Source organism: Streptomyces sp. NBC_00075 (genome assembly GCF_045041225.1).
Classification (GTDB): Bacteria; Actinomycetota; Actinomycetes; order Streptomycetales; family Streptomycetaceae; genus Streptomyces; species Streptomyces adonidis.
In genome coordinates this window covers 10,152,287-10,177,593 of the sequence record NZ_CP108243.1, presented here as the reverse complement: position 1 = coordinate 10,177,593, position 25,307 = coordinate 10,152,287, and the positions used below count along the sequence as shown (strand labels likewise).

General features: G+C 70.1%; 28 protein-coding genes. 15 read left to right on the top strand and 13 right to left on the bottom strand.

What is annotated here, in order from left to right; all coding sequences use genetic code 11:
• Positions 1-27: 27 nt before the first annotated feature.
• Complete coding sequence (locus OG787_RS44495) at positions 28-441, bottom strand: TlpA family protein disulfide reductase (protein ID WP_405539121.1); 414 nt, start codon at positions 439-441, stop codon at positions 28-30.
• Positions 442-516: 75 nt separating this feature from the next.
• Between OG787_RS44495 and OG787_RS44490 the strand changes: the two genes are divergently transcribed.
• Both OG787_RS44490 and OG787_RS44485 read left to right on the top strand, forming a co-directional pair.
• Positions 517-933, top strand: coding sequence for a DUF4395 domain-containing protein (locus OG787_RS44490; RefSeq protein ID WP_405539119.1), 417 nt, complete (start codon positions 517-519; stop codon positions 931-933).
• Between the two features lie 155 nt (positions 934-1,088).
• Positions 1,089-1,817 carry a lysophospholipid acyltransferase family protein gene (locus OG787_RS44485; protein ID WP_405539117.1) on the top strand — a complete coding sequence of 243 codons (729 nt, stop codon included), beginning with the start codon at positions 1,089-1,091 and terminating at the stop codon, positions 1,815-1,817.
• Between the two features lie 116 nt (positions 1,818-1,933).
• Here the strand turns inward: OG787_RS44485 and OG787_RS44480 are convergent, their stop codons facing one another.
• Positions 1,934-2,338 carry a type II toxin-antitoxin system PemK/MazF family toxin gene (locus tag OG787_RS44480; RefSeq protein WP_369029891.1) on the bottom strand — a complete coding sequence of 135 codons (405 nt, stop codon included), beginning with the start codon at positions 2,336-2,338 and terminating at the stop codon, positions 1,934-1,936.
• 166 nt (positions 2,339-2,504) lie between these two features.
• Between OG787_RS44480 and OG787_RS44475 the strand changes: the two genes are divergently transcribed.
• On the top strand, positions 2,505-3,740 hold the full coding sequence (locus tag OG787_RS44475; protein ID WP_405540762.1) for an IS701 family transposase: 1,236 nt from the start codon (positions 2,505-2,507) through the stop codon (positions 3,738-3,740).
• A gap of 87 nt (positions 3,741-3,827) precedes the next feature.
• Here OG787_RS44475 and OG787_RS44470 read toward each other — a convergent pair whose 3' ends face one another.
• From OG787_RS44470 to OG787_RS44450, 5 genes are all read right to left on the bottom strand, one after another.
• Positions 3,828-4,523 carry a B3/4 domain-containing protein gene (locus OG787_RS44470; protein WP_405539115.1) on the bottom strand — a complete coding sequence of 232 codons (696 nt, stop codon included), beginning with the start codon at positions 4,521-4,523 and terminating at the stop codon, positions 3,828-3,830.
• 8 nt (positions 4,524-4,531) lie between these two features.
• Positions 4,532-5,125 (bottom strand): transglutaminase domain-containing protein, encoded by a 594-nt coding sequence (locus OG787_RS44465; RefSeq protein WP_369029893.1) that lies wholly within the window; start codon positions 5,123-5,125, stop codon positions 4,532-4,534.
• 83 nt (positions 5,126-5,208) lie between these two features.
• Positions 5,209-6,279 (bottom strand): threonine aldolase family protein, encoded by a 1,071-nt coding sequence (locus OG787_RS44460; RefSeq protein WP_405539113.1) that lies wholly within the window; start codon positions 6,277-6,279, stop codon positions 5,209-5,211.
• The gene (locus tag OG787_RS44455; protein WP_369029895.1) at positions 6,276-7,031 is read right to left on the bottom strand and encodes an SDR family NAD(P)-dependent oxidoreductase; all 756 of its coding nucleotides are present in this window, start codon (positions 7,029-7,031) and stop codon (positions 6,276-6,278) included. The genes OG787_RS44460 and OG787_RS44455 overlap by 4 nt, the downstream gene beginning before the upstream one ends.
• A 41-nt stretch (positions 7,032-7,072) precedes the next feature.
• Positions 7,073-8,470, bottom strand: a complete 1,398-nt coding sequence (locus OG787_RS44450; protein ID WP_369029896.1) for a DUF6421 family protein — start codon at positions 8,468-8,470, stop codon at positions 7,073-7,075.
• A gap of 290 nt (positions 8,471-8,760) precedes the next feature.
• Between OG787_RS44450 and OG787_RS44445 the strand changes: the two genes are divergently transcribed.
• Positions 8,761-9,444 carry a glycerophosphodiester phosphodiesterase gene (locus tag OG787_RS44445; protein WP_369030110.1) on the top strand — a complete coding sequence of 228 codons (684 nt, stop codon included), beginning with the start codon at positions 8,761-8,763 and terminating at the stop codon, positions 9,442-9,444.
• A 3-nt stretch (positions 9,445-9,447) separates the two neighbouring features.
• On the opposite strand, the gene OG787_RS44440 is transcribed toward OG787_RS44445, so the two are convergent.
• Positions 9,448-9,987: a GNAT family N-acetyltransferase gene (locus OG787_RS44440; protein WP_369029897.1), complete on the bottom strand. Its 540-nt coding sequence runs from the start codon at positions 9,985-9,987 to the stop codon at positions 9,448-9,450.
• Between the two features lie 102 nt (positions 9,988-10,089).
• On the opposite strand from OG787_RS44440, the gene OG787_RS44435 reads away from it, so the two are divergent.
• Both OG787_RS44435 and OG787_RS44430 read left to right on the top strand, forming a co-directional pair.
• Positions 10,090-10,482: a VOC family protein gene (locus OG787_RS44435; RefSeq protein ID WP_369029898.1), complete on the top strand. Its 393-nt coding sequence runs from the start codon at positions 10,090-10,092 to the stop codon at positions 10,480-10,482.
• A gap of 95 nt (positions 10,483-10,577) precedes the next feature.
• Complete coding sequence (locus OG787_RS44430; protein ID WP_369029899.1) at positions 10,578-11,342, top strand: VOC family protein; 765 nt, start codon at positions 10,578-10,580, stop codon at positions 11,340-11,342.
• 12 nt (positions 11,343-11,354) lie between these two features.
• On the opposite strand, the gene OG787_RS44425 is transcribed toward OG787_RS44430, so the two are convergent.
• Positions 11,355-11,945 carry a MarR family winged helix-turn-helix transcriptional regulator gene (locus OG787_RS44425; RefSeq protein ID WP_405539110.1) on the bottom strand — a complete coding sequence of 197 codons (591 nt, stop codon included), beginning with the start codon at positions 11,943-11,945 and terminating at the stop codon, positions 11,355-11,357.
• 114 nt (positions 11,946-12,059) lie between these two features.
• The gene (locus OG787_RS44420; protein WP_405539108.1) at positions 12,060-13,742 is read right to left on the bottom strand and encodes an FUSC family protein; all 1,683 of its coding nucleotides are present in this window, start codon (positions 13,740-13,742) and stop codon (positions 12,060-12,062) included.
• Between the two features lie 156 nt (positions 13,743-13,898).
• Here OG787_RS44420 and OG787_RS44415 point away from each other — a divergent pair, with 156 nt between their 5' ends.
• The 5 genes from OG787_RS44415 (at position 13,899) to OG787_RS44395 (ending at position 17,464) form a co-directional block, all read left to right on the top strand.
• Positions 13,899-14,468: a DUF5134 domain-containing protein gene (locus OG787_RS44415; protein ID WP_369029902.1), complete on the top strand. Its 570-nt coding sequence runs from the start codon at positions 13,899-13,901 to the stop codon at positions 14,466-14,468.
• 79 nt (positions 14,469-14,547) lie between these two features.
• Positions 14,548-15,483: a M56 family metallopeptidase gene (locus OG787_RS44410; protein ID WP_369029903.1), complete on the top strand. Its 936-nt coding sequence runs from the start codon at positions 14,548-14,550 to the stop codon at positions 15,481-15,483.
• A gap of 64 nt (positions 15,484-15,547) precedes the next feature.
• Positions 15,548-16,234, top strand: a complete 687-nt coding sequence (locus OG787_RS44405; RefSeq protein WP_405539105.1) for a phosphatase PAP2 family protein — start codon at positions 15,548-15,550, stop codon at positions 16,232-16,234.
• 134 nt (positions 16,235-16,368) lie between these two features.
• Entirely contained in the window at positions 16,369-16,722 is a 354-nt protein-coding gene (locus OG787_RS44400; RefSeq protein ID WP_369029905.1) for a twin-arginine translocation signal domain-containing protein, read from the top strand.
• A 52-nt stretch (positions 16,723-16,774) separates the two neighbouring features.
• Entirely contained in the window at positions 16,775-17,464 is a 690-nt protein-coding gene (locus OG787_RS44395) for an HAD family hydrolase (protein WP_405539103.1), read from the top strand.
• A 294-nt stretch (positions 17,465-17,758) separates the two neighbouring features.
• Here OG787_RS44395 and OG787_RS44390 read toward each other — a convergent pair whose 3' ends face one another.
• Entirely contained in the window at positions 17,759-19,261 is a 1,503-nt protein-coding gene (locus tag OG787_RS44390) for an LVIVD repeat-containing protein (protein ID WP_369029908.1), read from the bottom strand.
• 192 nt (positions 19,262-19,453) lie between these two features.
• Between OG787_RS44390 and OG787_RS44385 the strand changes: the two genes are divergently transcribed.
• A complete protein-coding gene (locus OG787_RS44385) occupies positions 19,454-20,110 on the top strand; it encodes a DUF305 domain-containing protein (protein WP_405539100.1) in 657 nt (218 codons plus the stop codon).
• Positions 20,111-20,177: 67 nt separating this feature from the next.
• On the opposite strand, the gene OG787_RS44380 is transcribed toward OG787_RS44385, so the two are convergent.
• Positions 20,178-20,651 carry a DUF6214 family protein gene (locus tag OG787_RS44380; protein WP_405539099.1) on the bottom strand — a complete coding sequence of 158 codons (474 nt, stop codon included), beginning with the start codon at positions 20,649-20,651 and terminating at the stop codon, positions 20,178-20,180.
• A gap of 204 nt (positions 20,652-20,855) precedes the next feature.
• Between OG787_RS44380 and OG787_RS44375 the strand changes: the two genes are divergently transcribed.
• A complete protein-coding gene (locus tag OG787_RS44375; RefSeq protein ID WP_405539097.1) occupies positions 20,856-22,208 on the top strand; it encodes an FAD-dependent oxidoreductase in 1,353 nt (450 codons plus the stop codon).
• A gap of 171 nt (positions 22,209-22,379) precedes the next feature.
• Positions 22,380-23,777 (top strand): nucleobase:cation symporter-2 family protein, encoded by a 1,398-nt coding sequence (locus OG787_RS44370; protein WP_369029912.1) that lies wholly within the window; start codon positions 22,380-22,382, stop codon positions 23,775-23,777.
• Here OG787_RS44370 and OG787_RS44365 read toward each other — a convergent pair.
• On the bottom strand, positions 23,688-24,056 hold the full coding sequence (locus OG787_RS44365) for an ArsR/SmtB family transcription factor (RefSeq protein ID WP_369029913.1): 369 nt from the start codon (positions 24,054-24,056) through the stop codon (positions 23,688-23,690). The genes OG787_RS44370 and OG787_RS44365 overlap by 90 nt on opposite strands.
• 143 nt (positions 24,057-24,199) lie before the next feature.
• On the opposite strand from OG787_RS44365, the gene OG787_RS44360 reads away from it, so the two are divergent.
• The gene (locus tag OG787_RS44360) at positions 24,200-25,282 is read left to right on the top strand and encodes an NADH:flavin oxidoreductase/NADH oxidase (protein ID WP_369030111.1); all 1,083 of its coding nucleotides are present in this window, start codon (positions 24,200-24,202) and stop codon (positions 25,280-25,282) included.
• The last annotated feature ends 25 nt before the right edge of the window (positions 25,283-25,307 follow it).

Sequence of the window (25,307 nt, the reverse complement as noted above, 5' to 3'; positions counted from 1 at the left end):
TCGGGATACTCGGACACCTGGCACACGTCAAACGGCCTCCCCCAGCGCGGCGATGACATCGGCCTTGCGCGGCTGCCCGGTCGCGCGCCGCACGATCCGCCCGTCGGCGTCGAGCACCAGCACGGTGGGCGTCTTCAGAATGTCGAGCCTGCGTACGAGGTCCAGGTGCTCCTCGGCGTCGATCTCGACGTGGGAGACGCCGGGGACGAGGCCGGCCACCTCCCCGAGGACGCGGCGGGTGGCCCGGCAGGGCGCGCAGAAGGCGCTGGAGAACTGGACGAGCGTCGCCCGCTCGCCGAGGCTCTCGCCCAACTCGGCCGCGCCGAGCAGCTTTCCGTCGTCGCGCCCACGCACGCGTACTCTCCCGCTCCGCCGCCGATGCAGCACTCCGAAGGCGCTCGCCGCCGCGAGCACCGCCACGCACACCACGATTCCGGTCATCCCCGATTGCAGCATTCACGTGACTGCAAAGATTCCCGCCGGCTCAAAACGTTTCCTCTGCGGAATGATCGGTTCATGGACATCGATGTGAGAGGGCCGCGCTTCGGGGCGGCCGTGACGACGGCTGTGCTGGCGGTCGTGCTGATCACCGGGAGCGCGTGGCTGTTGGGCTGGCAGACGCTGGCGTTCGCGCTGGGTGCGGCGGGCGGGGTGGGACGCTCCCCGTACGGCTGGCTGTTCCGCAAGGTGGTGCGTCCGCGGCTCGGCCCGCCGACGGAGTTCGAGTCGCCGGAGCCGCCGCGGTTCGCGCAGGCGGTCGGTCTGGTCTTCGCGGGCGTGGGGCTCGTCGGGTACGCGCTGGGCCCCGAGTGGCTGGGAATCGCGGCGACCGGGGCGGCGCTGGCGGCGGCGTTCCTGAACGCGGCGTTCGGGTACTGCCTCGGGTGCGAGATGTATCTGGTTGTACGCCGGATGACGGTACGGACGGAGTGAGTGACAAGTATCTCGCCGTTCACAGGCACGAGGGCTGGCCACTCGTCCGTTCTTGGGGCACGATCTGCGCAATGCCGTAAAACCTACGGCTGCGTAAGTTTCCCGCCGGGAACCCCCCTTCCCAGGCAGAACAGAGAGAAGGGTCCACCCCGTCCATGGCTGAGCTTGTCTACCGTCCCGCCGTCGGTCTCGCCCAGACGTTGTTCAAGGCCTGGGACCTGAAGATCGACTGCAAGGGGTCGGAAAACATCCCGCGCTCCGGTGGCGCGGTGCTGGTGAGCAACCACATCAGCTACCTGGACTTCATCTTCGACGGCCTGGCGGCTCTCCCGCAGAAGCGCCTGGTGCGCTTCATGGCGAAGGAATCGGTGTTCCGGCACAAGATCTCCGGCCCGCTGATGCGCAACATGAAGCACATCCCGGTGGACCGCAAAAGGGGCGAGGCGGCCTACCAGCACGCCCTCGACTCGTTGCGCTCCGGCGAGATCGTCGGCGTCTTCCCCGAGGCCACGATCTCGCAGTCGTTCACGCTGAAGGCCTTCAAGTCCGGCGCCGCGCGCATGGCCCAGGAGGCGGGCGTCCCGCTGATCCCGATGGCCGTGTGGGGCACACAGCGCCTCTGGACCAAGGGCCACCCGCGCAACTTCAAGCGCAGCCACATCCCGATCACGATCCGCGTGGGCGAGGCGATCGAGGCGTCCCGCGACAAGTACGCGGGCGTAATCACGCGCCAACTGCGCGAGCGCGTGAACGAACTCCTGGAAGCGGCTCAGCGGGCGTACCCGGTCCGCCCCAAGGGCCCGGACGACACATGGTGGATGCCGGCGCATCTCGGGGGCACAGCCCCGACGCCAGAAGAAGTCAGCGAAACCGGCGCAAGCTGAAACCCCCTAGTACTCCAGCCGTAGATCGTGATCTCGATGGTAAGGGCGCCGAGGCGACAGTCGGACAGCGTCGACCATCTGGCCGAGACCGCCCACGCTGTCGGCTCCTTCTCCCTCTACCCGAGTTCACCGAGACGGAGGGCATCCCTTATCTCGCTGAGCTTTGCGGTCGTCGCCGGGGTCTGCTCCTGCGCTTGTTCAGCGAGTCGGAGGGCATCGTCAATCTCGCTGAGCTTCGCCGAGGACAGGACGGCCGCCCGCTCTATCAGGTCGTCCCGGGACACAGTGGTCAGCCACGTGCACGGGGTGAAGCCTGGACGCGGGAACGCGAGCCGCAGCACGCCTTCGAACGGCAGTCCTTCACCGGCGCCCACCATCACTTCGATGCCCAGACCGCTGATGTCGACGCCCGCCGGAGCAACGACCTGCATCACCCGGATCCCGGACGTGTCCTCTCCCGACAGCAGTACGACCAACCTCCGCTCGTCGAACTGAACCCACCAGACTTCGCCACGTTGCACAAGTCCTCCAAATACAGGACGGCAGGCAGACGCTGCGCGAGCCTGACGCGCTGTGGAGACGGGTGCGGCCACCGTTGATCATCGGTGTGTGAAGACAAACGATCATGCGGTGGCCGCAGGTCACAGCGTAAACCCTGCCCACTGGCAGGAGGCGTTCGAGGGCCTGATGAGCCGGATAGCGGGACGGTTCACGCGGGTCGAATCCCGGCGCCGAGCCCGGAAATTGGTACTCGGCCTGCTGTCGGACCTCCCGCGCAAGAACTGCTGGACCATCGCCGAGTGGGCCGGGGACAGGACCCCGGACGGCATGCAGCACCTGCTCGGGCGGGCCAAGTGGGACGCCGACCAGGTCCGCGACGACGTGGGTGACTACGTGGTGGAGCATCTGCACGACGACGAGGCGGTGCTGGTGGTCGACGAGACCGGCGACGTGAAGAAAGGCACCGACACTGTCGGTGTCCAGCGCCAGTACACCGGCACCGCCGGACGCGTCGAGAACAGCCAGGTAGCCGTTTACCTCGCCTACTCGACCCCGCGAGGGCACGCGGCGATCGACCGGGAACTCTATGTTCCGCGTTCCTGGACCTCCGACCCCGACCGCTGCCGGGCCGCCGGACTCGGTGACAAGACGGAGTTCGCGACCAAGCCAGAGCCGGCCGCCCGCATGGTCACCCGATTCCTGGACGCCGGCCACCGGGCCGCATGGGTCGCGGGAGACGAGGTCTACGGCGGCAACCCGAGGCTGCGCGCCGCGCTGGAGGAACGCGGCACCGGCTACGTGCTAGCGGTGGCCTGCTCGCACGAAGTCACCACAGGCGCCGGGAAGTTCCGCGCGGATACGCTGGCCAGGAAGGTGCCCAAGAGGGCCTGGCAGAAGCTGTCCGCAGGGGTCGGAGCCAAGGGCCACCGCTTCTACGACTGGGCCGTCATCGACCTCACCGACCCCCGGCCCGGGAGCCAGCAGTTGCTGATCCGCCGCAACCGCAGCACCGGCGAACTCGCGTACTACCGCTGCTACTCGCCGGCCGCAGTGCCGCTGACCACCCTGGTCCGCGTCGCTGGATCAAGGTGGCGGGTCGAGGAGTTTTTCCAGTCCGGCAAGGGCTTGGCGGCCTTGGACGAGCACCAGGTCCGGCGCTACTCGTCCTGGTCCCGCTGGGTCACCCTGGCCATGCTTGCGCACGCCTTCCTCGCCGTCGTCCGCGCGAACGAACACGACCGTCATCCCTCACCCGACGAGCTGATACCGCTCACCTGCAACGAGATCCAACGACTGTTCATCACGCTCGTCATCCAACGCGTCTTTGACCCTGTCCACCGGCTTGGCTGGTCCGTCTGGCGACGCCGCCACCAGGCCCGATCCCAGACCAGCCACTACCGACGACAAGCTGCTCAAGCATGAAGATCACGATCTACGGCTGGAGTACTAGGGGCGCGGGGAACTGCGCGACAAGCCCCCACCGGGCCCGCAGCCGACGAACCGCCGAACTCACCCCGCGTTTCGCACGGCAATCCGCGCCCCGGGGCTGAACTTCTCCAGCAGTTCGGCCAGTTCCGCCCCGGCGGCATTCGCCTCGGCGACCGTCATCGGCGGGGCCATGCACTCCAACAAGAAGATCGCGGACGTCGTCTCCTCCGTGAGCCTCGTGCGCGGACCCTGGCGCCAGTTCCAGCGACGGCAGGTGACGCCCGCCCCGTCGCACCACACGACCTCACCGGCGTCAGGGTGCTCGACGACGTCCTCACCGCCGGCCACGGTCACGAAGTCCTCGGTGCCCGTGGCGCGTACGAGCCGCATTCCGCCCTGGATGCGGTCGAGGTCCTCGCCGCCGACCGGAATCAGATGGGCCACACTGATCGCGTTGTAGAGGTCGACCAGGACGTTGATCCGGGGCAGACCCGCATCCGTCAGGGCCCGCTTGGCGAGCGCCTCGGCCGAGTTGCGGGTGCGCGAGGGCTTGGAGCCGAACGCCGTGTACGTGTCGCGCCAGGCGGCGATGTGCGCGTCCTCGTGCGGGGCGCGGCCGTCCAGGCGTACGGCGAGCCGACGGGCCGCGTCGTCCAGGAGCGCCGAACTGGCGTCGGTGCTGGGCCCGTTGACGAGTCCGTGCGCCTCGATGGCGACGTGGGTGAAGCCGGGCGCGAGCGCGCGCACCTCGTCGGACACGGTCAGGGTGAGTGTCATCGCTTGCCTCAGAGTGCGGTGGGGAGCGTCTTCCAGAGATACGGCCTGTCGGGCGCGGCCTTGAGTACGCCCAGTACGACCGGATGAGGTTCAGCGTACAGTACTGGATAGTCCATCTCATTGGACTTCACGTCCGGGACCCACGCCAGCCGCTCCCCGTCGAGGGAGAACCGGGCGTCCACGCCCGCCTTGTTGCCTCGCGGGTCCTGCCGGTGCCAGGCGCCGTTGAACCGTACGGCGACCAGGCCATGCACGGCGTGACCGTTCCCGTCGTCGTGCGCGAGCCGCTGATAGCAGAGCGCCGTGGGGATGTCCTCGGCGCGCAGCAGCGCGGCCAGTGCGTGGGCCTTGGCGTGGCAGATGCCGGTGCGCTGCTCCAGGACGTCGGATGCCCGCCAGGTGACACGCGGGTCGCCGCTGTCGGCGGAGTGCGGGATGGTGTCGCGCACGAACTCGTACGCGGCCTGCGCATAGACATACGAGTCCGACGCTTCCCTGGCGAGACGCGCCGCAGTCTCTCGTACCACTGAATGATGGTGGTCGATGACCTCGTCAGCGGCCAGATATGCAGACAGGTCGGGGGTGTTCTGGATCAGCTCCATGCGTCCAGAGCATAGGAAAGCGATCACCTTAGAGTCAATGACTTTTCAGGTGACCGCATACCTATGCACTCCCGCACCGCCCGCTACCGCGCCATCTCCTCCTTCAGCGCCGCCACGAACGCGTCCACGTCGTCCTCCGTCGTGTCGAAGGCGCACATCCAGCGGACGTCGCCCGCGGCCTCGTCCCAGAAGTAGAAGCGGAAGTGCTTCTGGAGGCGTTCGCTCACGTCGTGCGGGAGGCGGGCGAAGACCGCGTTCGCCTGGACCGGGTGGAGGATCTCGACCCCGTGCACGGCCCGCACGCCCTCGGCGAGCCGCTGCGCCATCGCGTTGGAGTGGCGGGCGTTGCGCAGCCACAGGTCCTTGGCGAGCAGGGCCTCCAACTGCACCGACACGAAGCGCATCTTGGAGGCGAGCTGCATGGACAGCTTGCGCAGGTGCTTCATATGGCTGACCGCGTCCTGGTTGATGACGACGACCGCCTCGCCGAACAGTGCGCCGTTCTTCGTCCCGCCGAGGGAGAGGATGTCGACGCCGACGGCGTTGGTGAACGTCCGCATCGGGACGTCGAGCGAGGCAGCCGCATTGGCTATGCGGGAGCCGTCGAGGTGGACCTTCATGCCGTGCGCGTGGGCGTGGTCGCAGATCGCGCGGATCTCGTCCGGGGTGTAGAGGGTGCCCAGTTCGGTGCTCTGGGTGATGGAGACGACCTGCGGCATCGCGCGGTGCTCGTCGTCCCAGCCGTACGCCTGGCGGTCGATCAGTTCGGGCGTGAGCTTGCCGTCCGGGGTGGGCACCGTGAGCAGTTTGAGGCCGCCCATGCGTTCGGGGGCGCCGCCCTCGTCGACGTTGATGTGCGCGCTCTCGGCGCAGATCACGGCGCCCCAGCGGTCGGTGACCGCCTGGAGCGCGACGACGTTGGCCCCGGTGCCGTTGAAGACGGGGAACGCCTCCGCGGTGGCCCCGAAGTGGCTGCGGACGATCCGCTGGAGGTTGTCCGTGTAGTCGTCCTCGCCGTACGCGACCTGGTGCCCGCCGTTGGCCAGGGCCAGGGCGGCGAGCACCTCGGGGTGGGCCCCCGCGTAGTTGTCGCTGGCGAAGCCCCGTGCCTCCGGGTCGTGATGACGGCGTGCGTCGGTCTTCGGAGGGTTCACGGCTTCTCGGTGAGCCACAGACGTTTCCCGTTCACTTCGGCGGCGGGCCGGTCCCAGACGCCGACGATGGCCTCGGCCAGCTCCTTGACGTCGGTGAAGCCCGCGAACTTCGCGTTGGGGCGCTCGGCGCGCATCGCGTCGTGCACCAACGCCTTCACGACCAGGATCGCAGCCGCCGACGTCGGCCCGTCCGCGCCCTCCGAGGCACCGGCCTTACGGAAGAAGTCGCCCATCGCCAGCGTCCACGCCTCGGCGGCGGCCTTGGCGGCGGAGTACGCCGCGTTGCCGGCCGTCGGGTTGCTCGCACCGGCTGCGCTGATCAGGACGTACCGGCCGCGTTCGCTGCGCTGGAGCGCCTCATGGAAGGCGAGGGAGGTGTGCTGGACGGTGCGGATGAGCAGCATCTCCAGGAAGTCCCAGTCGTCGAGACTGGTCCTGGTGAAGGTCTCGCTGCCGCGCCAGCCACCGACGAGGTGGACCAGGCCGTCGACGCGCCCGAAGTCCTTCTCGATACGGGTGGCCCAGTCCCGGGCCGACTGGAGGTCGAGCAGGTCGACGGTGTCGCCGACGACGGTGGAGCCGCCGTGGGCGTAGCTGGCCGCGTCGACGGCCTCGGCGAGCCGCTCCGGGTCGTTGTCCGAGCCGACGACGGTCGCGCCCGCCTCGGCGAGCCTGAGCAGTGTCGCGCGGCCGGCCGGTCCGCCGGCGCCGGCGACCGCGATCACCGCACCGCTGAGAGCCCCGTTCCCCATGTTCATCGCCTCCTGAGCAGTGTTTTCGGTGGCGCGGTCGCTCATGCGGCGACCCGCTCTGCGCTCTCTCCGACGATCCCCTTGGTCGAGGCGATCACGTTCTTCAGCTTCTTGGAGAGGGCCTCATAGAACATGCTCAGCGGAAACTCGTCCGGAAGCACGTCGTCGACGAGTTTGCGGGGCGGCTGGTTCAGGTCGAGGGCGTCGGGGCCCTTGGCCCAGCGGGAGCCCGGGTGCGGGGCGAGATAGGTGGAGACCAGCTCGTACGCCTTGAACCAGTGGACGAGCTTGGGGCGGTCGATGCCCTCGCGGTAGAGGGTCTCGATCTCGGCGCAGAGCTGGTTGGTGACCTGCGGGGCACGCTGCCAGTCGATGTGCAGCTTGTTGTCGGTCCAGCGGACCACGTCGTGCTTGTGGAGGTAGGCGAAGAGGAGCTGGCCGCCGAGGCCGTCGTAGTTGCGGACGCGCTCGCCGGTGACCGGGAAGCGGAACATCCGGTCGAAGAGGACGGCGAACTGCACGTCGCGGGCCTGCGGAATGCCTTCGGCCTCCAGTTTCACGGCCTCCTTGAAGGCGGTGAGGTCGCAGCGCAGCTCTTCGAGGCCGTACATCCAGAACGGCTGGCGCTGCTTGATCATGAAGGGGTCGAAGGGCAGGTCGCCGTGGCTGTGGGTGCGGTCGTGGACCATGTCCCACAGGACGAAGGCCTCCTCGCAGCGCTTCTGGTCGTGGACCATCGCGGCGACGTCCGCGGGCAGTTCGAGGCCGAGGATGTCGACGGCGGCCTCGGTGACCCGGCGGAAGCGGGCGGCCTCGCGGTCGCAGAAGATGCCGCCCCAGGTGAACCGTTCCGGCGCCTCGCGCACGGCGATGGTCTCCGGGAAGAGGACGGCGGAGTTGGTGTCGTACCCGGCCGTGAAGTCCTCGAAGGTGATGCCGCAGAACAGCGGGTTGTCGTAGCGGGTGCGCTCCAGCTCGGCCAGCCAGTCGGGCCAGACCATGCGCAGGACGACCGCTTCGAGGTTGCGGTCCGGGTTGCCGTTCTGCGTGTACATCGGGAAGACGACCAGGTGCTGGAGGCCGTCCGCGCGGCTCGCGGCGGGCTGGAAGGCCAGCAGCGAGTCGAGGAAGTCCGGCACCCGGAACCCGCCGTCGGACCAGCGGCGCAGATCCTTGGCGAGGGCCTGGTGGTAGGCGGCGTCGTGCGGCAGCAGCGGGGACAGCTCCGCGACGGCGTCCACGATCCGGCGGACGGCGAGATCGACGTCCGCGTGGTCCGGGGCGTCCTCCCGGTCGAAGTCGACCGACCCGTCCTTGGCCTGCCATGGCCGGATCTGCTCCACGGCATCCTTGAGCACGGGCCATGCCGGGTGCTCCACCACCCTGCCGAGCGGAAGAACCCGCTCGTCCGGAACCGCCTGCACAAGAATTTCCGTCATGTCCCATCCTCCCCGGGAGAACCTCGCGTAAGAACACCGTATGCGCACGAGGTTCCCGACCACAAGGCGAGCCAGGAGAGATTATCCTGCCGACCCCCATGGTCACCGTGTTTTTTCCTGCCGGAAACCAAAAGGACGGTTACTTCCGGTACCCGGCGGTCGCCGCTCCACACCCCCTTCCCGAGCCATCACTTCCGGCCAGTGGTTCCGGCGCGTCTGTACGGGTTCATTGCCCGGCCCGGCGGTTAGGCTGCGGCAGCCGAGCCGCCGTCGACGGAAGCGAGTTGACCTTGAACTTCCTGACCATCGGGCACCGCGGAATCATGGGCGTCGAGCCCGAGAACACCCTGCGTTCGTTCGTCGCCGCCGAACAGGCGGGCCTCGACATGATCGAACTCGATCTGCGCCTCAGCAAGGACGGCGCCCTCGTCGTCATGCACGACGCCGACGTGGACCGCACGACGGACGGCTCCGGACCGATCGCCGAGAAGTCCCTCGCCGAGCTGCGCGCCCTGGACGCGGGCCGCGACGAGCGCGTGCCGGTGTTCGAGGAGGTCCTGGACGCGGTCGGCGCACCGCTCCAGGCCGAGATCAAGGACACGGCGGCGGCGCGGGCACTGGCCGAGGTACTGGAGCGCCGGGGGCTGGCCGACCGGATCGAGGTGTCCTCGTTCCACGAGGAGGCGATCGCCGAGATCACCCGCCTGGTGCCCGGGGTACGCACGGCACTCATCGCCAGCCGCTACGGCACCGACGTCGTGGACCGCGCCACCCGCTCCGGCGCCTCGACCGTCTGCCTCAACATCCGCCGCCTCACCCTGGAGATCGTCGAGCGGGCGCGGAAGGCGGACCTGCGGATCATCGGCTGGGTCGTCAACACCCAGGACCAGCTGCGCCTCGTGCGGGCCCTGGAACTGGACGGCGCCACCACCGACTACCCGCAGATCAAACGCACGGGCCGCTTCACCGCGTAGCGGCTACACGAGTTCCTTCACCAGCAGCTCGAACTGTAGATCGTCGCGCTGCGGAATGCCGAAGCGCTCGTCGCCGTACGGGAAGGGGGTCATCTTTCCCGTACGGCGGTAGCCGCGCCGCTCGTACCAGGCGATCAGGTCGTTTCGTACGGAGATCACGGTCATGTGCATCTCGCGGGTGCCCCAGGTCTCGCGCGCCGACCGCTCCGCCTCGGCGATGATCACCTTGCCGAGGCCCGCTCCCTGGAGGGTCGGGCTGACCGCGAACATGCCGAAGTAGGCGTGGTCGCCACGGTGTTCGAGCTGGCAGCAGGCGACCACGCGGCCGTCCTGTTCGACGGTCAGCAGCCGGCTGTCGGCCGCCTTGATGACGCCGAGCACGATCTGCGGATCGCTGCGCTGTCCTTCGAGGATGTCCGCCTCGGTGGTCCAGCCGGCTCGGCTGGCGTCGCCCCGGTACGCCGACTCGATCAGCTCGACCAGGGTGTCGACGTCGGCCTCGGTGGCGTCTCGGAAGGTCGGTCCGGTGGCGGTGGTGTCCATGAGGCGGCTCTCCATGTTCTCTGGGTGCTCGTGTTTCCGGTGCGCGGCGCGGGCACCGATGAGCGTAACTCCGACGGCGGACAGGCCCTAGGCTCCGGGTGCATGGTGCATGTACTGAGCAGCCGGGTTCTTCTCCGGCCCCTCGACCCGGAGCGTTCCCGGGTCTTCTACGGCGAGCGGCTGGGGCTCGCCGTCCACCGCGAGTTCGGGACAGGGCCGGAGCGGGGCACGGTCTACTTCCTCGGCGGCGGGTTCCTGGAGCTGTCGGGGCGGGCCGAGGAACCCCCGTCGCCGTCCGTACGGCTGTGGCTCCAGGTGGCGGACGTGACGGCCGCGCACGACGAGCTGGTGTCCCGGGGCGTCGAGATCGTCCGGCCGCCGGTGAAGGAGCCGTGGGGGCTCGTCGAGATGTGGATCGCGGATCCGGACGGCACGCGGATCGTGCTGGTGGAGGTGCCGGCGGACCATCCGCTGCGGTACCGGCCCGGTATCTGAGGGTTGCCCACTGGGGTGCGCCGCCGGACCACCGGGTCTAGCGTGCTGCGTGGAGAACAGTGGACCGCACACGCGCTGAGAAAGGCCGTGACGCCATGAAGTTCGACAAGCCCGTGACCGGCGGACCCTGCTGGGCCGAGTTGGGCACCACCGACCTGGAGGCGACCAAACGCTTCTACGCCGACCTCTTCGGCTGGCGGCCGCAGACGGACCCGACCGCGGAGATGGGCGGTTACACGATCGCCCACCTCGGGGACGCCCCGGTCGCCGCGTTCGTGCCGCTGGGCGAGGAGAAGCAGCCCGTCGCCTGGTTCGTGACGTTCGCCGTGGCGGACGTGGACGCGACCGTGGCGAAGGTGCGGGCGGCGGGCGGCTCGGTGGCCATGGAACCCGGGGACGTGCCGGGCATGGGACGGTTCGCGTCCGCCGTCGATCCCGACGGCGCGGCCTTCCAGCTGTGGCAGGACCAGGGCTTCGCGGGCGCGGGCCTGCTCAACGCGCCGGGCTCGCTCGGCTGGGTGGAGCTGGCGGCGCGCGACACCGAGCGGGCGCGGACCTTCTACACCGAGGTCTTCGGCTGGTCCGTCACCTCGTCCCCCGAGTACACGCACTTCGGCGTCGACGGTGCCGAGTTCGGCGGGATGCTCGCGATGAGCGACATGTACCCGCCGGAGGTGCCGCCGCACTGGCTGCCGTACTTCGTGGTCGAGGACGTGGACGCCTCGACGGACGCGGCGGCCGGAGCGGGGGCCTCCATCACCATGGAGCCCACGACCGTGCCGAACGGCCCGCGCATCGCGGTGCTGCGGGATCCGCAGGGCGGGGTGTTCGGCATCCACCGGGAGTACACGGAGGGCTGATCCGGGCCCGGGTCAGAACCGCAACGCGCCCAGCCGACCCTCCAGCCGACCGAGCAACTCGCCCAGCAGTCCGGCGAGTTCGCGCTGTCCGGTGTTGTCGAGGCCGGAGAGCACGGCGGTCTCGTAGGTGAGCTGCTCGGGCAGGATGCCGTCGACGAGGTCGCGTCCGGCGTCGGTGAGGCGGACGTGGGCGACCCGGCGGTCCCGGGTGTCGCCGCGCCGCTCGACCAGGCCCCGCTCGGTCAGCTGCTTGAGCCGCTTGGTGACGGCGGCCCCGGAGGAGAAGGTCTCACGGGTGAGTTCGCTCGGGGTCAGTTCATGGCCGGTACGCCTCAGCGCGCCGAGCAGATCGAACTCGGGGCGGGTGAGACCGACCCGGCGCAGCGGGGCGTCCTCGGCCTGCTGGAGGAGCGCGGCGCAGCGGTTGATCCGGCCGATGATCTCCATGGGCCCGGTGTCGAGGCCGGGATGGACGGTCTGCCACTGGCGTACGACTCCGGCCACGGTGTCGTGTGCCGGGCCGAGGGTGGCTCGCGACCCGGTGGCTGTCTCCTCGGCCGCCGCGCCTCTGCCGGGCGGCGTGCCCCCGTTCCCTGCCGTCATGGCCGTACGTCCTCCGTCGCCCTGTCGTCCGTCCGCGTGTCGGCAGCCGCCCAGTGCCTGTCGTCGCGTTCCCGTCGTCCGCCCGGAGGCGGGCCCGGGGCCACCTCCCACTCCTCAAGGCAGTGGGGCCCCGGGCAGGCGGGAATGTGACGCCAGGCCCTGGGGGCGCAGCCCCGGACCTCGTACCGTCGCCGCGAGCGTACGGTGTCCGGACCGTTCGGCGAGCACGACCCGCTCCTGGGGGCGGGTGCGCTGCCACCACTCCCCGGCGGCCGTGTCGGCGGTGGTGCGCAGGTCGGAGAGGGCGGCGGCGAGGCCACGGCGCGCTTCGTCCAGGCGTTCGGGTACGGGATGTACGTCCGTCAGAGTGCGTTCGGCGTGGGTGCGGGCGTGTTCCACCGCCGTGAGCGCGTGCTCGACGCGGACCCCCGCGCGGTGGTTGGTGACCGCGACGGCCGCGACGAAGCCGAGCAGCGCGCCGACGCAGGTGTCGACGATCCGCTCGGTCATCAGCCGGCCGGGTTCCTGGAACCCCGTGAACTCGGTGACGAGCAGCGCCATCGGGGTCACACAGACGCTGCCGAGCCAGTAGTTGCGGCTCATCAGCGCCTCGGCGCCGAAGTTGAGGGCGAGGCAGCACAGGACGAGGGCGACCGGCCCGAGGTGGGCCAGCGGTACGACGGCGGCGAACAGCAGCACCCCGGCGAGGTTGCCGACGGTCCGCTGCACGGCCCGGTTCCAGGTGAGGGTGACGTTGGCCTGGTAGAGGGAGGCCGCGGTGACGAGGGCCCAGTAGGGGCGGCCGACACCGAGGGCGAGGGAGGCGTATCCGGCGAGGGCGCAGCCCAGGGCGGTGCGAGCGGCGAAGGGTGCGAGCGGGCCCAGCCTGGTCCACAACGGTGGTGGTGGGGCGGCGAGTTCGGCGGCCTGCGGCTCTCCGGCGAGATGCTCGCCGGGCGTCGGGATCTGTCCGCTGCCGCGCAACTCCCTCGCCCAGGCACGTAGTTCGTCGGGCCGACTTTCGGCGAGCGCCAACTCGGCCCGCACGACCAGCCGTTGGAGGGCGCGCCGGGTCGTGGCACGGGCGGTGCCCGAGCGACCACCCGCCGCCGACAGGGTCTGCCGGGCCGCCTGGACCGCGGTCTCGGCGGCGATCCGCGACCGGGCGTACCCGTGGCCGCCGATGCCACTGCCGTGCGCCTCGATGTGTGCGGCGACGGCGTTCAGGGCGTGGGCCGTCGCGCGGCGCTCCGGGCCGTGCGGGCGGACGAGTCCGGGCGCCATGCCGACGAGCCAGGCCCAGCCGCCCACCCCGGCGGCGAGCGCCAGATGGCCGGGTACCTGGCCGAGGGTCTGCGGGGCGAACAGCGCGGCGGACGACACGAAGGTGAGGACCACGTTCGCGGGCGGCCCGATGCGTGTGGCGTCGCACAGCGTCTTCTGTGCGGCGGCCAGCAGTGCGCCCACGGTGACCAGGACGACGGCGTTCCCTGTGATCGCGGCGGTGACGAGCGCGACGGCCAGTCCGGCGAGCATGCCGAGGACCACTCCCGCCAGGACGCGGGCCCGGGCGGCGTACGGCCGGTTGTGGGCGTAGAGCGCGCACAGGGCCCCGGCCATGGCGTACATCGCCAGGTCGAGGCGGTCGAGCGCGGCCAGGGTCAGACAGGGCGGGGCGACGGCGGCGATCACGCTCAGGGCCGGTTTGAACCAGATGTCCGACGGTCGGCCGACGCGCAGCACGCCGGTCAGCGGGAGGCGCCGTACGGGCTGGGTGGTAGCGGAATCGGGGCTCAACCTTGAAGATTAGCAGGTGTTTTACTCGTAAAATATATACCCCCACCTGCGGTGCTCCGGCGTACGCTCCCCCGCGTACACCCTTGCGCTTGCATGCGCACCGGCCGGCGCGGGCATCTCTTCAGCGGAGGTCTCGGGGTCGAGGGGGAGGTTCGTGTGCACGGTCCGGCTTCGCCCGGGTGGCTGCTGGTCGCGCTGTGCGCGGCGACCGGGGCCTACTGCCTGCTGCGGATGCGCAGCACGGTCGAGGAGCAGCGCCGGGCCGCGGGCGGCGAGGCGCTGATGGGCTTCGGCATGGCCGCGATGGCCGTGCCCGCCGCCGTACTGACCCCGCCGCGCTGGGCCTGGCTGGTGTACACGGCCGTGTTCGGCACGGCCGCGCTGCGCGCCCTGTGGGCGGTCCGCACCGGGCCGCACCATCTGCACCACCTGGTGGGCGCGTTCGCCATGGCCTACATGGCGGCCGCGATGGCCGCAGCACCCGCCCACCACCACGTGTCCGGCGTGTCCGGAGTCCCGTTGCTGACGACGGCGCTGCTCCTCTACTTCACCGGGTACGTGCTGCTGTCCGGCGTCCGGCTGCTGTCGGTGCCGGTGCTGGCCGTCGGCGGTGGCGGCAGCGGGGTCCGGACCGGCTCGGTCGGCTGGGGCGACCGGCCCGAACTGGCGCGCGCCTGCCGGTTGTCGATGGGTATCGCGACGGTCGCCATGCTGCTCACGCTCTGACTGTACGAATCCGTGGTCTGCGTCACTTTGCCGCGACGGACCGTAGGTCCGAGCGCCGCCGCGCTCATAGGGTGCACCCATGATGGTCCCCGCAGCACTGTTGCTGCTCGGCGCGCTGACCGCCGTCGTCGCCCCGCGGCTGCTCGCCCGCGCCGACTGGCCGGACCGCGAACCGGTGGTCGCCCTGTGGGTGTGGCAGTGCGTGGTGGCGGCCGTACTGATGTGCTGCGCGCTGTCGATGACGCTCAGCGCGGCGGCGGCCTGGCAGGCCGTGCGCGGCCATGTGTTCGCCCCGGCACCGCACGCGGTCGTGGAGGCGTACGTCCTCGGTGCGTCCCGTCCCTGGGCCGCGACGACGGCCGTGGCGCTCGCCTGCGGTGGGCTGTGGACCGCGGCGATGTTGGTCCGTGAGGTCGTACGGGCGCGCAGGCGGCGCAGGTCACACCGTGCCGAACTCCTCCTGCGTGCACCGCTGTTGCCCGGCGAGGAGCCGCGTCCCGACCGGCTGGTGGTCCTGGAGGGCGAGCGCGCCGACGCCTGGTGGCTGCCCGGCACCGCGCCCGGCCTTGTCGTCACCACGGCCGCGATGCGCCGCCTCACCGGGCGCCAGCTGGACGCCGTGCTCGCGCACGAGCAGGGGCACGCGCGGGCCCGGCACGACTGGCTGCTGCACTGCTCGGGGGCGCTGGCCAACGGGTTTCCGCAGGTGCCGGTCTTCGCCTCGTTCCAGGACGAGATGCACCGGCTGGTGGAACTCGCCGCCGACGACATGGCCTCCCGCCGCTTCGGCCGACTGACAACCGCCCTCGCCCTGGTCGAACTCAACGAGGACCGGGGCGTGTTCGGCCCGTCCCCGACCCCGCAGGCCCATCTCCCCCAGCGCGTGCACCGGCTCCTGACCGCACCTGACCGGCTGCCGCCGTTCCACAGGCTTCGGCTGACGGCAGCGGCGGCCCTGGTGCCGGTGGTTCCCGTGCTGGTGGCATTCGTACCGGGACTGCGGGCACTCGGATAGCCCGCCGGCCTCCCGCCACCCCCTGGGTTGGCCTCCCGCCCCATGGGTCGGCGAGGATCGCACCATGCCCCCCATGCACCTCCTCCCCCGGCTCCGGCGCTCGGTCCACCACCCGGCCGTCCGCGTCGCCGTCGCCCTGACCCTCACCTCCGCACTGCTGCTGACCCTGGTCGCGGTGGACTGGCATCCGCTGATCGCGCTCGACGGCGACATCGCACGCGCCACCCATCGCTGGGCGGTCGACGAGCCCGGGCTCACGCACGCGTTCCGGATCCTCACGGACTGGGTGTGGGACCCGCTGACGATGCGCCTGCTGTGCGCGGCCGCCGCGGTGTGGCTGGTGTGGCGGCACTCGGCGTGGGCGCTCGCGTGGTGGCTGGCGGTCACCTGTGCGCTGAGCACGATCCTCCAGCAGACCCTGAAGGCGGCGGTCGGCCGCGCCCGCCCGGTCTGGCCCGACCCCGTCGACTCCGCGCACTACGCGGCCTTCCCCTCCGGCCACGCCATGACCGCCACGGTGGTGTGCGGCCTCCTGCTGTGGCTGCTGCACCGGTACGGCGTCGGACGCGCGGTCTGGCGTACGGCGGTCACGGTCGCGGCGGTCTCGGTCGCGGGCGCCGGTCTGACCCGGATCTGGCTGGGCGTGCACTGGCCGTCGGACGTGCTCGGCGGCTGGCTCCTCGGGGCGCTGGTGGTGACGGTGGCGGTGGTGTCGTACGAGCGGTTCTGGCGGCTGCCCGAGCGGCGCTGACCTGGCGGTTCGCTCCTCCACTTACGGACGGTCCAATTCAGCCCCACCCGCCCCGTACCCGTACATACGATCGACGACGGCTGCGGGAGACACCCGACCGAGCCATCGCAAGAAGTCGACGAACAGGGGGCAACTTGTCCAGCATTTCGAGACGTTCGCTGCTGGGTTACTCGGGGACGGCCGCGGCGGGCGCGGCCCTGGGGACGGCGACACAGGCGGAGGCGGCGGAGGACGACCCCACCGCGCTGCCCGAGTTCCCGTACAACACCGAATTCAGCGGCGACTCCAACATCCCCAACCCTGAATCCAGTGAGGCCGACGGACACGTGACCCTCTCGTTCCGGGTGAGCTGCTCCACCACCGGCGCCGCCCGGCCGAACCAGATCGATCCCATCGACGTCGCGAACGCTCTCAACGCCTATCTCGAATCCCGCGGTTGGCCGACCATGACCTTCTACGGCACCCCGGTGCCCGCGCCCTTGAACTGACGTCCGTCACGACGGCCGTGCGCCGGACAGACGCCCAGGTAAAGTCCGGCGCATGGCTGCCGTGCTGTTCGACTTCTCCGGAACCCTCTTCCGTATCGAGTCCACCGAGTCCTGGCTGCGTGCCGTCCTCGCCGAGCACGGACTCGGTCTGCCGGAGGCGGAGTTCGCCGTGACGGCGCGGGCGCTGGAGGTGGCGGGAGCACTGCCGGGCGGGGCCTCGCCGCAGCGGTTGCCTCAGGAACTGGCCGCCGTGTGGGGGATCCGCGACGAGAGCGCCGAACTGCACCGGGCCGCGTACACCGGGCTCGCCCGTCAAGTGCCGCTCCCCGACCCGGCGTTGTACGACGCGCTGTACGAGCGGCACATGGCGCCGGCCGCGTGGGCCCCGTATCCCGATGCCGTCGAGGTGCTGGGCGCGCTGCGGGAGCGGGGGATCTCCGTCGGGGTGGTCAGCAACATCGGGTGGGATCTGCGGCCCGTGTTCCGGGCGCACGGGCTGGACGCGTACGTCGACGCCTACGTCCTGTCGTACGAGCACGGCGTCCAGAAGCCGGACCCGCGTCTGTTCAAGGTCGCCTGCGACGCGCTCGCCGTGGCCCCGCAGGACGTGCTCATGGTCGGTGACGACCGGCGCGCGGACGGTGGCGCGGCGGAGCTGGGCTGCGCGGTGCACTTCGTGGACCATCTGCCGGTGTCCGAACGCCCGGACGGGCTGCGGCCGGTGCTGGACCTGGCCGACTGAGGCTCCGCTCCGGGAAGGGCACGCCGGTCTGAGGTGATCCCCCGCGTCACCCCAGACAGGCGGGCCGCCCGAAACCGCCCTCAGAGAGCCGTTTCGGCTGCTTTGACCTGTGCCAGCTGACAAAAAGTCAATGCAGAAGTAACAGCATGTCCCCACACGGCCCCTTGGTCAATGAGGAATCGCGGTGGCCTTGCCCGGACATGCGCGTCCCGCCGGACACCGAGGTGCCCGGCGGGACGCGCGACAGGGATCTGTCGCGCTTCTGACTCGACAGTCAGTAGTCGGTACCGACGGTCAGTCGAAGTAGTCCGGCTGGGTCTGGACGTTCAACTCGCTCACGCGGACCTTCTTGGCCGGGTCGGTGCGCCGGTCGCTGAGCTTCAGGACGTCGAAGCCCTTGGCGATGTCGTTCGAGTAGATGTAGCCGTTGTAGTAGTACGCCGACCACGGGCCGGCGGTCGTGACGCGGTCCGTGGTGATCGGGCCGCGCTCGAAGTAGGCGATCTCCTTGGGCTTCGAGGAGTTGGTGAAGTCCCAGACGGAGACACCGCCCTGGTACCAGGCCTGGACCATGATGTCCTTGCCCTTGACCGGGATCAGCGAGCCGTTGTGCGCCACGCAGACCTCGGTGTCCGCCTGGTAGCGCGGGATCTTGAAGTAGCTCTTGAAGACGAGCTTGCGCTTGTCGCCCTTGCCAACGATGTCGTAGATGCCGTCGGCTCCACGGTTCGGCCCGATCGCCGCGTTGCAGGTGGCCGCGCCACCGCCGCCCAACTCGTCGGTGAAGACGACCTTGTCGGCCTTCTGGTTGAAGGTCGCCGAGTGCCAGAACGCGAAGTTGACGTTGTCCTGGACCTGGTCGATGACCTTCGGGTGCTCCGGGTCCTTGATGGAGAACAGGATGCCGTCGCCCATGCAGGCGCCCGCCGCGAGGTCCTTGGAGGGCAGCACGGTGATGTCGTGGCAGCCGGTGGTCTTGGAGACGCCCGGGTTGGTGGGCGAGCCGGGGTTGCCGCCGCCGTCGGGGCCCTCACCGGGGAACAGGACCGGGAAGCCGACAACCGCCGCCTTCTCGGGGGCCTTTCGCGGCACCTTGATGATCGAGATGCCGTCGTGCGGCGGCTGGCAGTCGGGGAAGGTGGCGCTGGGCGAGTAGGAGGAGACGTAGATGTAGACGTTCTTGCGCTCGGGCACCAGCGTGTGGGTGTGCGAGCCGCAGGCGGTCTCCACGGCGGCGACGTACTTGGGGTTCGCCTTGTCGCTGATGTCGAAGATCTTCATGCCCTCCCACGACGACTTCTCGGTCGCGGGCTGCGAGACGCTGCTGCAACTGCTGTCGCTGCGCGAGGCGTCGGTGGACAGGAAGAGCAGGTTCCCGGAGACGGAGATGTCGTTCTGGCCGCCGGGGCACAGCACCTGGGAGACGGTCTTCGGGGCCTTCGGGTTGCTGATGTCGAAGACGCGGAAGCCGTCGTAGTTGCCGGAGAAAGCGTACTTCCCCTGGAAGGCGAGGTCCGAATTGGTGCCGGGCAGCGCGTCCTTGGGGATGTTCGTGAGGTGCGTGATGTTGTCGGAGTGGACGATCTCGTCCACCCCGGGTATCTCCCCCTCGGCCAGGGCCTTCTTCACCTGGCTCTGCACGCTCTGGGAGATCTCCTCCGACACCGTCGGGCCGTCCCCCGGGTCGGGGCTCGCGGTGGCGGGTCCTGCGGTCAGCAGCGCGGCCAGGAGTCCGGCCGCCGCGGCGACAACCCCCAGGCGTCTGCGCCGCGTTCGGGATTCGTTCAACAGGGTCACTGCTTCCTCCCTGGTAGCCGTTCGGGTCAGAACGGTTCACGGTCCTCCGAAGTATCGTCTTCATCATGCACCGATCAAAAGGGAGCAACGCATTTGTAATGAAAGTTTCTGATCACCAGCGAATGGAAGCGTGTTAGGACGGACACAGCACTCACGAGGTGTCCGTCAACTCAACTGACTCAGGAGGTCGTTGTGCCCGTCCGTCGCGCGTCCCGTACCTGCCGTCCGGTCCTGGCCGTGCTCGCGCTCACCCTCGCGCTCGGCGCCTGCGACTCGGGCTCGTCCTCCGACGCGGACGCCAAGTCCGTGAAGGCGACAGGGCCTTCGGTGATCGCGCCCGGCCTGCCCGGCGAGGCGGCCCGGACACTCTCCCCGGACGAGGCGAAGGCGGAACTGCCCGACGACTCGCCCAACTCGGCGGACCTCGCGTACGCCCGCATGATGATCGAGCACCACTCGCAGGCGATCGAGATCACCGAACTCGTCCCGGAACGCGCCGAGTCGGCACCGGTGAAGCGGCTGGCCGAGCGCATCGCCGCCGCTCAGCGCCCCGAAATCGCCGCGATGCAGGGTTGGTTGAAGGACAACGGCGGCGACGAGAAGACCACCGGGCACACCCACGAGACGATGCCCGGCATGGCGACCGAGGCCCAACTGGCCAAGTTGCGCGCGGCGAAGGGCAAGGCGTTCGACGAGCTGTTCCTGACGGTGATGATCACGCATCACGAGGGTGCCGTCACCATGGCCACGGAGGTCAAGGGACAGGGCAACAACGTCCGCGTCGAGGAGATGGCCGACGACGTGATCGCGCAGCAGACGACGGAGATCAACAGGATGCGCGAAATGTAGTGCGGGCGAGGAGAGTTGGGCGGGCGGCTCCCTCAAAGCCCTTGCCCGAACCCCTCAACCCTCTTACTCAGCGCCGAGCGTGACGAGGTGTCAAGAATCCCGCGTCCCGCGCCTGCGAGATCAGCCTGAGCGATCGTCGACGACTGCGCCCGGTCGCGCACATCACGGCGAGAACGGGGTCGGCGCCCTCTTCCTGGGCCGCGCGGTACTCCTCCGCGACCAGCCACCGCCCCTCGACGCCCCGCGGCCAGGCGGGCCGGGCACGCCGGGGTCGCAGACACACCTCAACCTCCCCGGCCTCCACGGGCCCGTCGCCGCACGCATCGAAGAGCGGCCCCTCGATCCAGTCCGCGAGCGCCGCCAGATCGTCGAGGGACAGCGCGGGCTGTGCCCGTACGTCCTCGATGGAGACGCCCGCCTCCCGGACCACGGCGAGCAGGTCGACCTGGGCTCCGTCGGTGAAGGCGAGCCGGACGTCGAACCAGGCCGTGGTCGCCGAGCCCTCGCACTCCTGCACTTCCCAGGCGGGCCGTACCGACACGGTGCCTTCCGTCGGGCAGCGACCGGAGAGATTAAGAAAGGATGCTTCTAGCACATACGGAACGTAACCGCATGATCACTTTCCATACGAACGGACACGCACACCCGTCTGGCCCGGCACCCTGTCAGCGCAGCGCCCGCGGTGCGATCCTGAAGGTGTCAGCAACAGGGAGTTCCACCGCGTCCCGCAGTGAGGGGTTCCGCCGTGTTGCGTGTCGCCGTCGTGGGTTCGGGTCCGAGCGGGGTCTACACCGCCCAGAGCCTGGTCCAGCAGGACCCGGAGGTACTGGTCGACGTCCTGGACCGGCTGCCGGCGCCGTACGGTCTGGTGCGGTACGGGGTGGCGCCGGACCACGAGAAGATCAAGTCGCTCCAGAACAACCTGCGCACGGTCCTGGAGCACGAGCGGGTGCGCTTCCTGGGCGGTGTCCGGATCGGCTCCGGACCGGGTGAGCTGCCGGGCACCCGGCTGCGGGAGCTGTACCACGCGGTCGTCTACTGCGTGGGCGCCGCCACCGACCGCCACCTGGGGATTCCCGGCGAGGAGCTGCCGGGCAGCTGGTCGGCGACCGAGTTCGTGGCCTGGTACAGCGCCCATCCGGACGCCGTCGACGACGGTTTCGTCCAGGGGGCGCGGTCTGCCGTGGTCATCGGTGTCGGGAACGTGGCGGTGGACGTGGCCCGGATGCTGGCACGCGGCCCGGCCGAACTGAGCCCGACGGACATGCCCCAGGCGGCGCTCACCGCGCTGGCGGCGAGCCGGGTGACCGACATCCACATGGTGGGTCGGCGCGGCCCCTCGCAGGCCCGCTTCACCACGAAGGAGCTGCGCGAGCTGGGCACCCTGCCGGACGCCCAGGTCGTCGTGGACGAGGACGAGTTGCGGCTCGACCCGGCATACACCGACCCCTCCACCCTGCCGGCCGCCCAGCGCCGCAACGTGGAGGCACTGCGTACCTGGGCGGCCACGCCCCCGGCAAGCACGGCCCGCCGCATCCGGCTGCGCTTCTTCCGCCGCCCGGTCGAACTGCTCGCCGCCGGGGGCCGGGTGAGTGCCGTCCGCTTCGAACGAACGGTGCCGGACGGAACCGGCGGCGTCACAGGCACAGGCCAGTACGAGGACATCGAGGCCCAGCTCGTACTCCGCTCGGTCGGCTATCGCGGAGTCCCGCTCGACGACCTGCCCTTCGACACGACCACCGGCACAGTCCCCCATCTCGCGGGCCGGGTCCTGCGCGACGGCCACCCCTCCCCCGGCGAGTACGTGGCCGGCTGGATCAAACGCGGCCCCACCGGCGTCATCGGCACCAACCGCCCCTGCGCAAAGGAAACGGCAACGTCTCTGCTCGCGGACGCCCCCGAACTCGTACAGCAGGAGCGCCCCGAGGACCCACTGACGGCACTGCGAGCGGAGGGATTCCGGCCGGTGGAGTGGGCAGGCTGGCAGGCCATCGAGCGAGCCGAGGCGGAACTGGGCGCAACGCTGGGCCGAAGCGTGGTGAAGCTCCCCGACTGGAACTCCCTGATGGCAGCAGCACGGGGCACGGACACCCCCTAAGGGGCGCGGGGAACTGCGCGACCAGCCCCCACCGGCCCGCAGACGACAAACAGCCTTGCGGGGGCATCCAGGTGGGCATGACACACATCGGCAACAGGTAAGCAATCAACAAACTGTTCAATCCCCCCTGTCCAGCACCCCCGCTCCCCCACCGCCGCTCCTGGAGCACCCATGACCCCACCCCCACCCGTACACCCCGTGGACGAAGTCCCACCCGCACGCCAACTCGCCGCCTTCGGCCTCCAGCACGTCCTCGCGATGTACGCCGGCGCCGTGGCCGTCCCCCTGATCGTCGGCGGAGCCATGAAGCTCTCCCCCGCCGACCTCGCCTACCTGATCACCGCCGACCTGCTGGTGTGCGGCATCGCGACCCTCATCCAGTGCGTCGGCTTCTGGCGCTTCGGCGTCCGCCTGCCGATCATGCAGGGCTGCACCTTCGCGGCCGTGTCACCCATGGTCCTCATCGGTACGACGGGCGGCGGCCTCCCCGCCATCTACGGCTCGGTGATCGTCGCGGGACTCGCGATCGTCCTGCTGGCGCCCGTCTTCGGACGGCTCCTGCGCTTCTTCCCGCCCCTCGTGACCGGCACGGTGATCCTGATCATCGGCCTGTCACTCCTGCCCGTGGCGGGCAACTGGGCGGCCGGCGGAGTGGGCTCGGCGGACTTCGGCGAGCCGAAGAACCTGGGCCTGGCCGCGTTCGTCCTGGCCGTGGTGCTCGGCGTGCAGCGGTTCGCGCCGGTGTTCCTGAGCCGGATCGCGGTGCTGATCGGCATCGTGGTGGGGCTGGCCGTGGCCGTTCCCTTCGGGTTCACGGACTTCGACGGGGTCGGGGACGCCGACTGGCTCGGCATCAGCACGCCGTTCCACTTCGGGGCGCCCACCTTCGAGGCGTCGGCGATCATCTCCATGCTGGTGGTGGCGCTGGTGACGATGACCGAGACGACCGGTGACCTGATCGCTGTCGGTGAGATGACCGGCCGGAAGGTCGAGCCGCGCTCCCTCGCCGACGGACTGCGCGCCGACGGTTTCTCCACCGTCCTCGGCGGCATCTTCAACACCTTCCCGTACACGGCGTACGCGCAGAACGTCGGCCTCGTCGGGATGACCCGGGTGCGCAGCCGCTGGGTCGTGGCAACCGCCGGTGGCATCCTCGTGCTGCTCGGTCTGCTGCCCAAGCTGGGCGCGGTGGTCGCGGCCATACCGGCACCGGTGCTGGGCGGCGCGGGTCTGGTGATGTTCGGGACGGTCGCCGCGAGCGGGCTGCGCACGCTGGCCGGGGTCGAGTTCAAGGACAACCACAATCTGACGGTCGTGGCGGTCTCGGTGGCCGTGGGCATGCTGCCGGTCGGCGTGCCGACGGTCTACGCGAAGTTCCCGGACTGGTTCCAGACGGTGATGAACAGCGGCATCAGCGCGGGCTGCCTGACGGCGATCGTCCTGAACCTGCTCTTCAACCACCTTGCGGGGAAAGGCAGTTCAGCCGACGGTGACACTGCCGAGGCGGGCGGCCTGACCGGCGGCGGCAGCCAGGACACTGTCGAGAAGCCCCGGGAAGAGGTCGTCTAGGTCGCCCCTGCGCAGGCCGTTCATCTTGGCCGTGCCCCGGTAGGCCTGCCGGATCACCCCGCTCTCGCGCAGCACCCGGAAGTGGTGCGTGGTCGTGGACTTGGTGACGGGCAGGTCGAAGTGCGAACAGGACAGCTCGTCGCTCACGGCGGCGAGCTCTCGCACGACCTGGAGCCGCATCGGGTCGGAGAGCGCGTGCAGCACGCCCTCCAGCCGGATCTCCTCGCGCACCGGGTGCGGCAGGTCACGGCTGCTGGGGGCGGGGGCTGCGGTGGTCACGGCTGCTCCACTTCGTCGGGAAACCCATTGTACGAGAACTCTCGTAGTTTGACACTCGCCGTACTACGATGCTTATCGTACGAGTCGTCCAGCGACCCCGTGACCCGTGACGAACGACGATGACGAGACGATTGGAGTCCGCCGTGAGCGCGCTCTTCGAGCCCTTCCGCCTCCGCGGCCTGACCATCCCCAACCGCGTGTGGATGCCCCCGATGTGCCAGTACTCAGCGGCTCCCGAGGGCCCCGGGACCGGCGCGCCGAACGACTGGCACTTCGCGCACTACGCGGCACGCGCCGCCGGCGGCACCGGCCTGGTCATCGTCGAGGCCACGGCCGTCAGCCCGAAGGGCCGGATCACGCCGTACGACCTGGGCATCTGGAACGACACCCAGGTCGAGGCGTTCCGCCGGATCAACCGCTTCCTGGTCTCGCAGGGCACCGTTCCAGGAATCCAGCTCGCTCATGCCGGCCGCAAGGCCTCCACCGGGCTGCCCTGGAAGGGCGGCGCGCCGCTCGGCCCGGACGACGCGTACGCCTGGCAGCCGGTCGGCGCGAGCCCGGTGCCGTTCAACGAGGAGCACCAGGTTCCGGCCGAGCTGACGGTCGATCAAATACGGGAGGTCGTAGCGCAGTTCGCGGACGCGGCCCGGCGCGCCCTCGATGCGGGCTTCGAGGTCGCCGAGATCCACGGCGCGCACGGCTATCTGATCAACGGTTTCCTCTCCCCGCACTCCAACCACCGCACCGACGCCTACGGCGGCTCGTACGAGAACCGCGTGCGCCTCGCGCTCGAAGTCGTCGACGCCGTACGGGAGGTGTGGCCCGACGACAAGCCGCTGTTCTTCCGGATCTCGGCGACCGAGTGGCTGGAGGAGGGCGGTTGGAGCGCCGACGACACCGTGCGCCTCGCCGCCGAACTCCACGCGCACGGCGTCGACCTGCTCGACGTCTCCACCGGCGGCAACGCCTCCGGCGTACGCATCCCGACCGGTCCTGGCTACCAAGTCCCCTTCGCCGCACGGGTGAAGGCCGAGACCTCGCTGCCCGTCGCCGCCGTGGGGATGATCACCGACGCCGAGCAGGCCGAGAAGATCCTGGCCAACGGTGAGGCCGACGCGGTGCTGCTCGGGCGTGAGCTGCTGCGCAACCCTTCGTGGGCCCGGCACGCGGCCCGTGAACTGGGCGGCGAGGTGCACGTGCCGGACCAGTACCACCGGTCCATGTGAGGCGAGGGGCGTAAGTCCCCCGGTT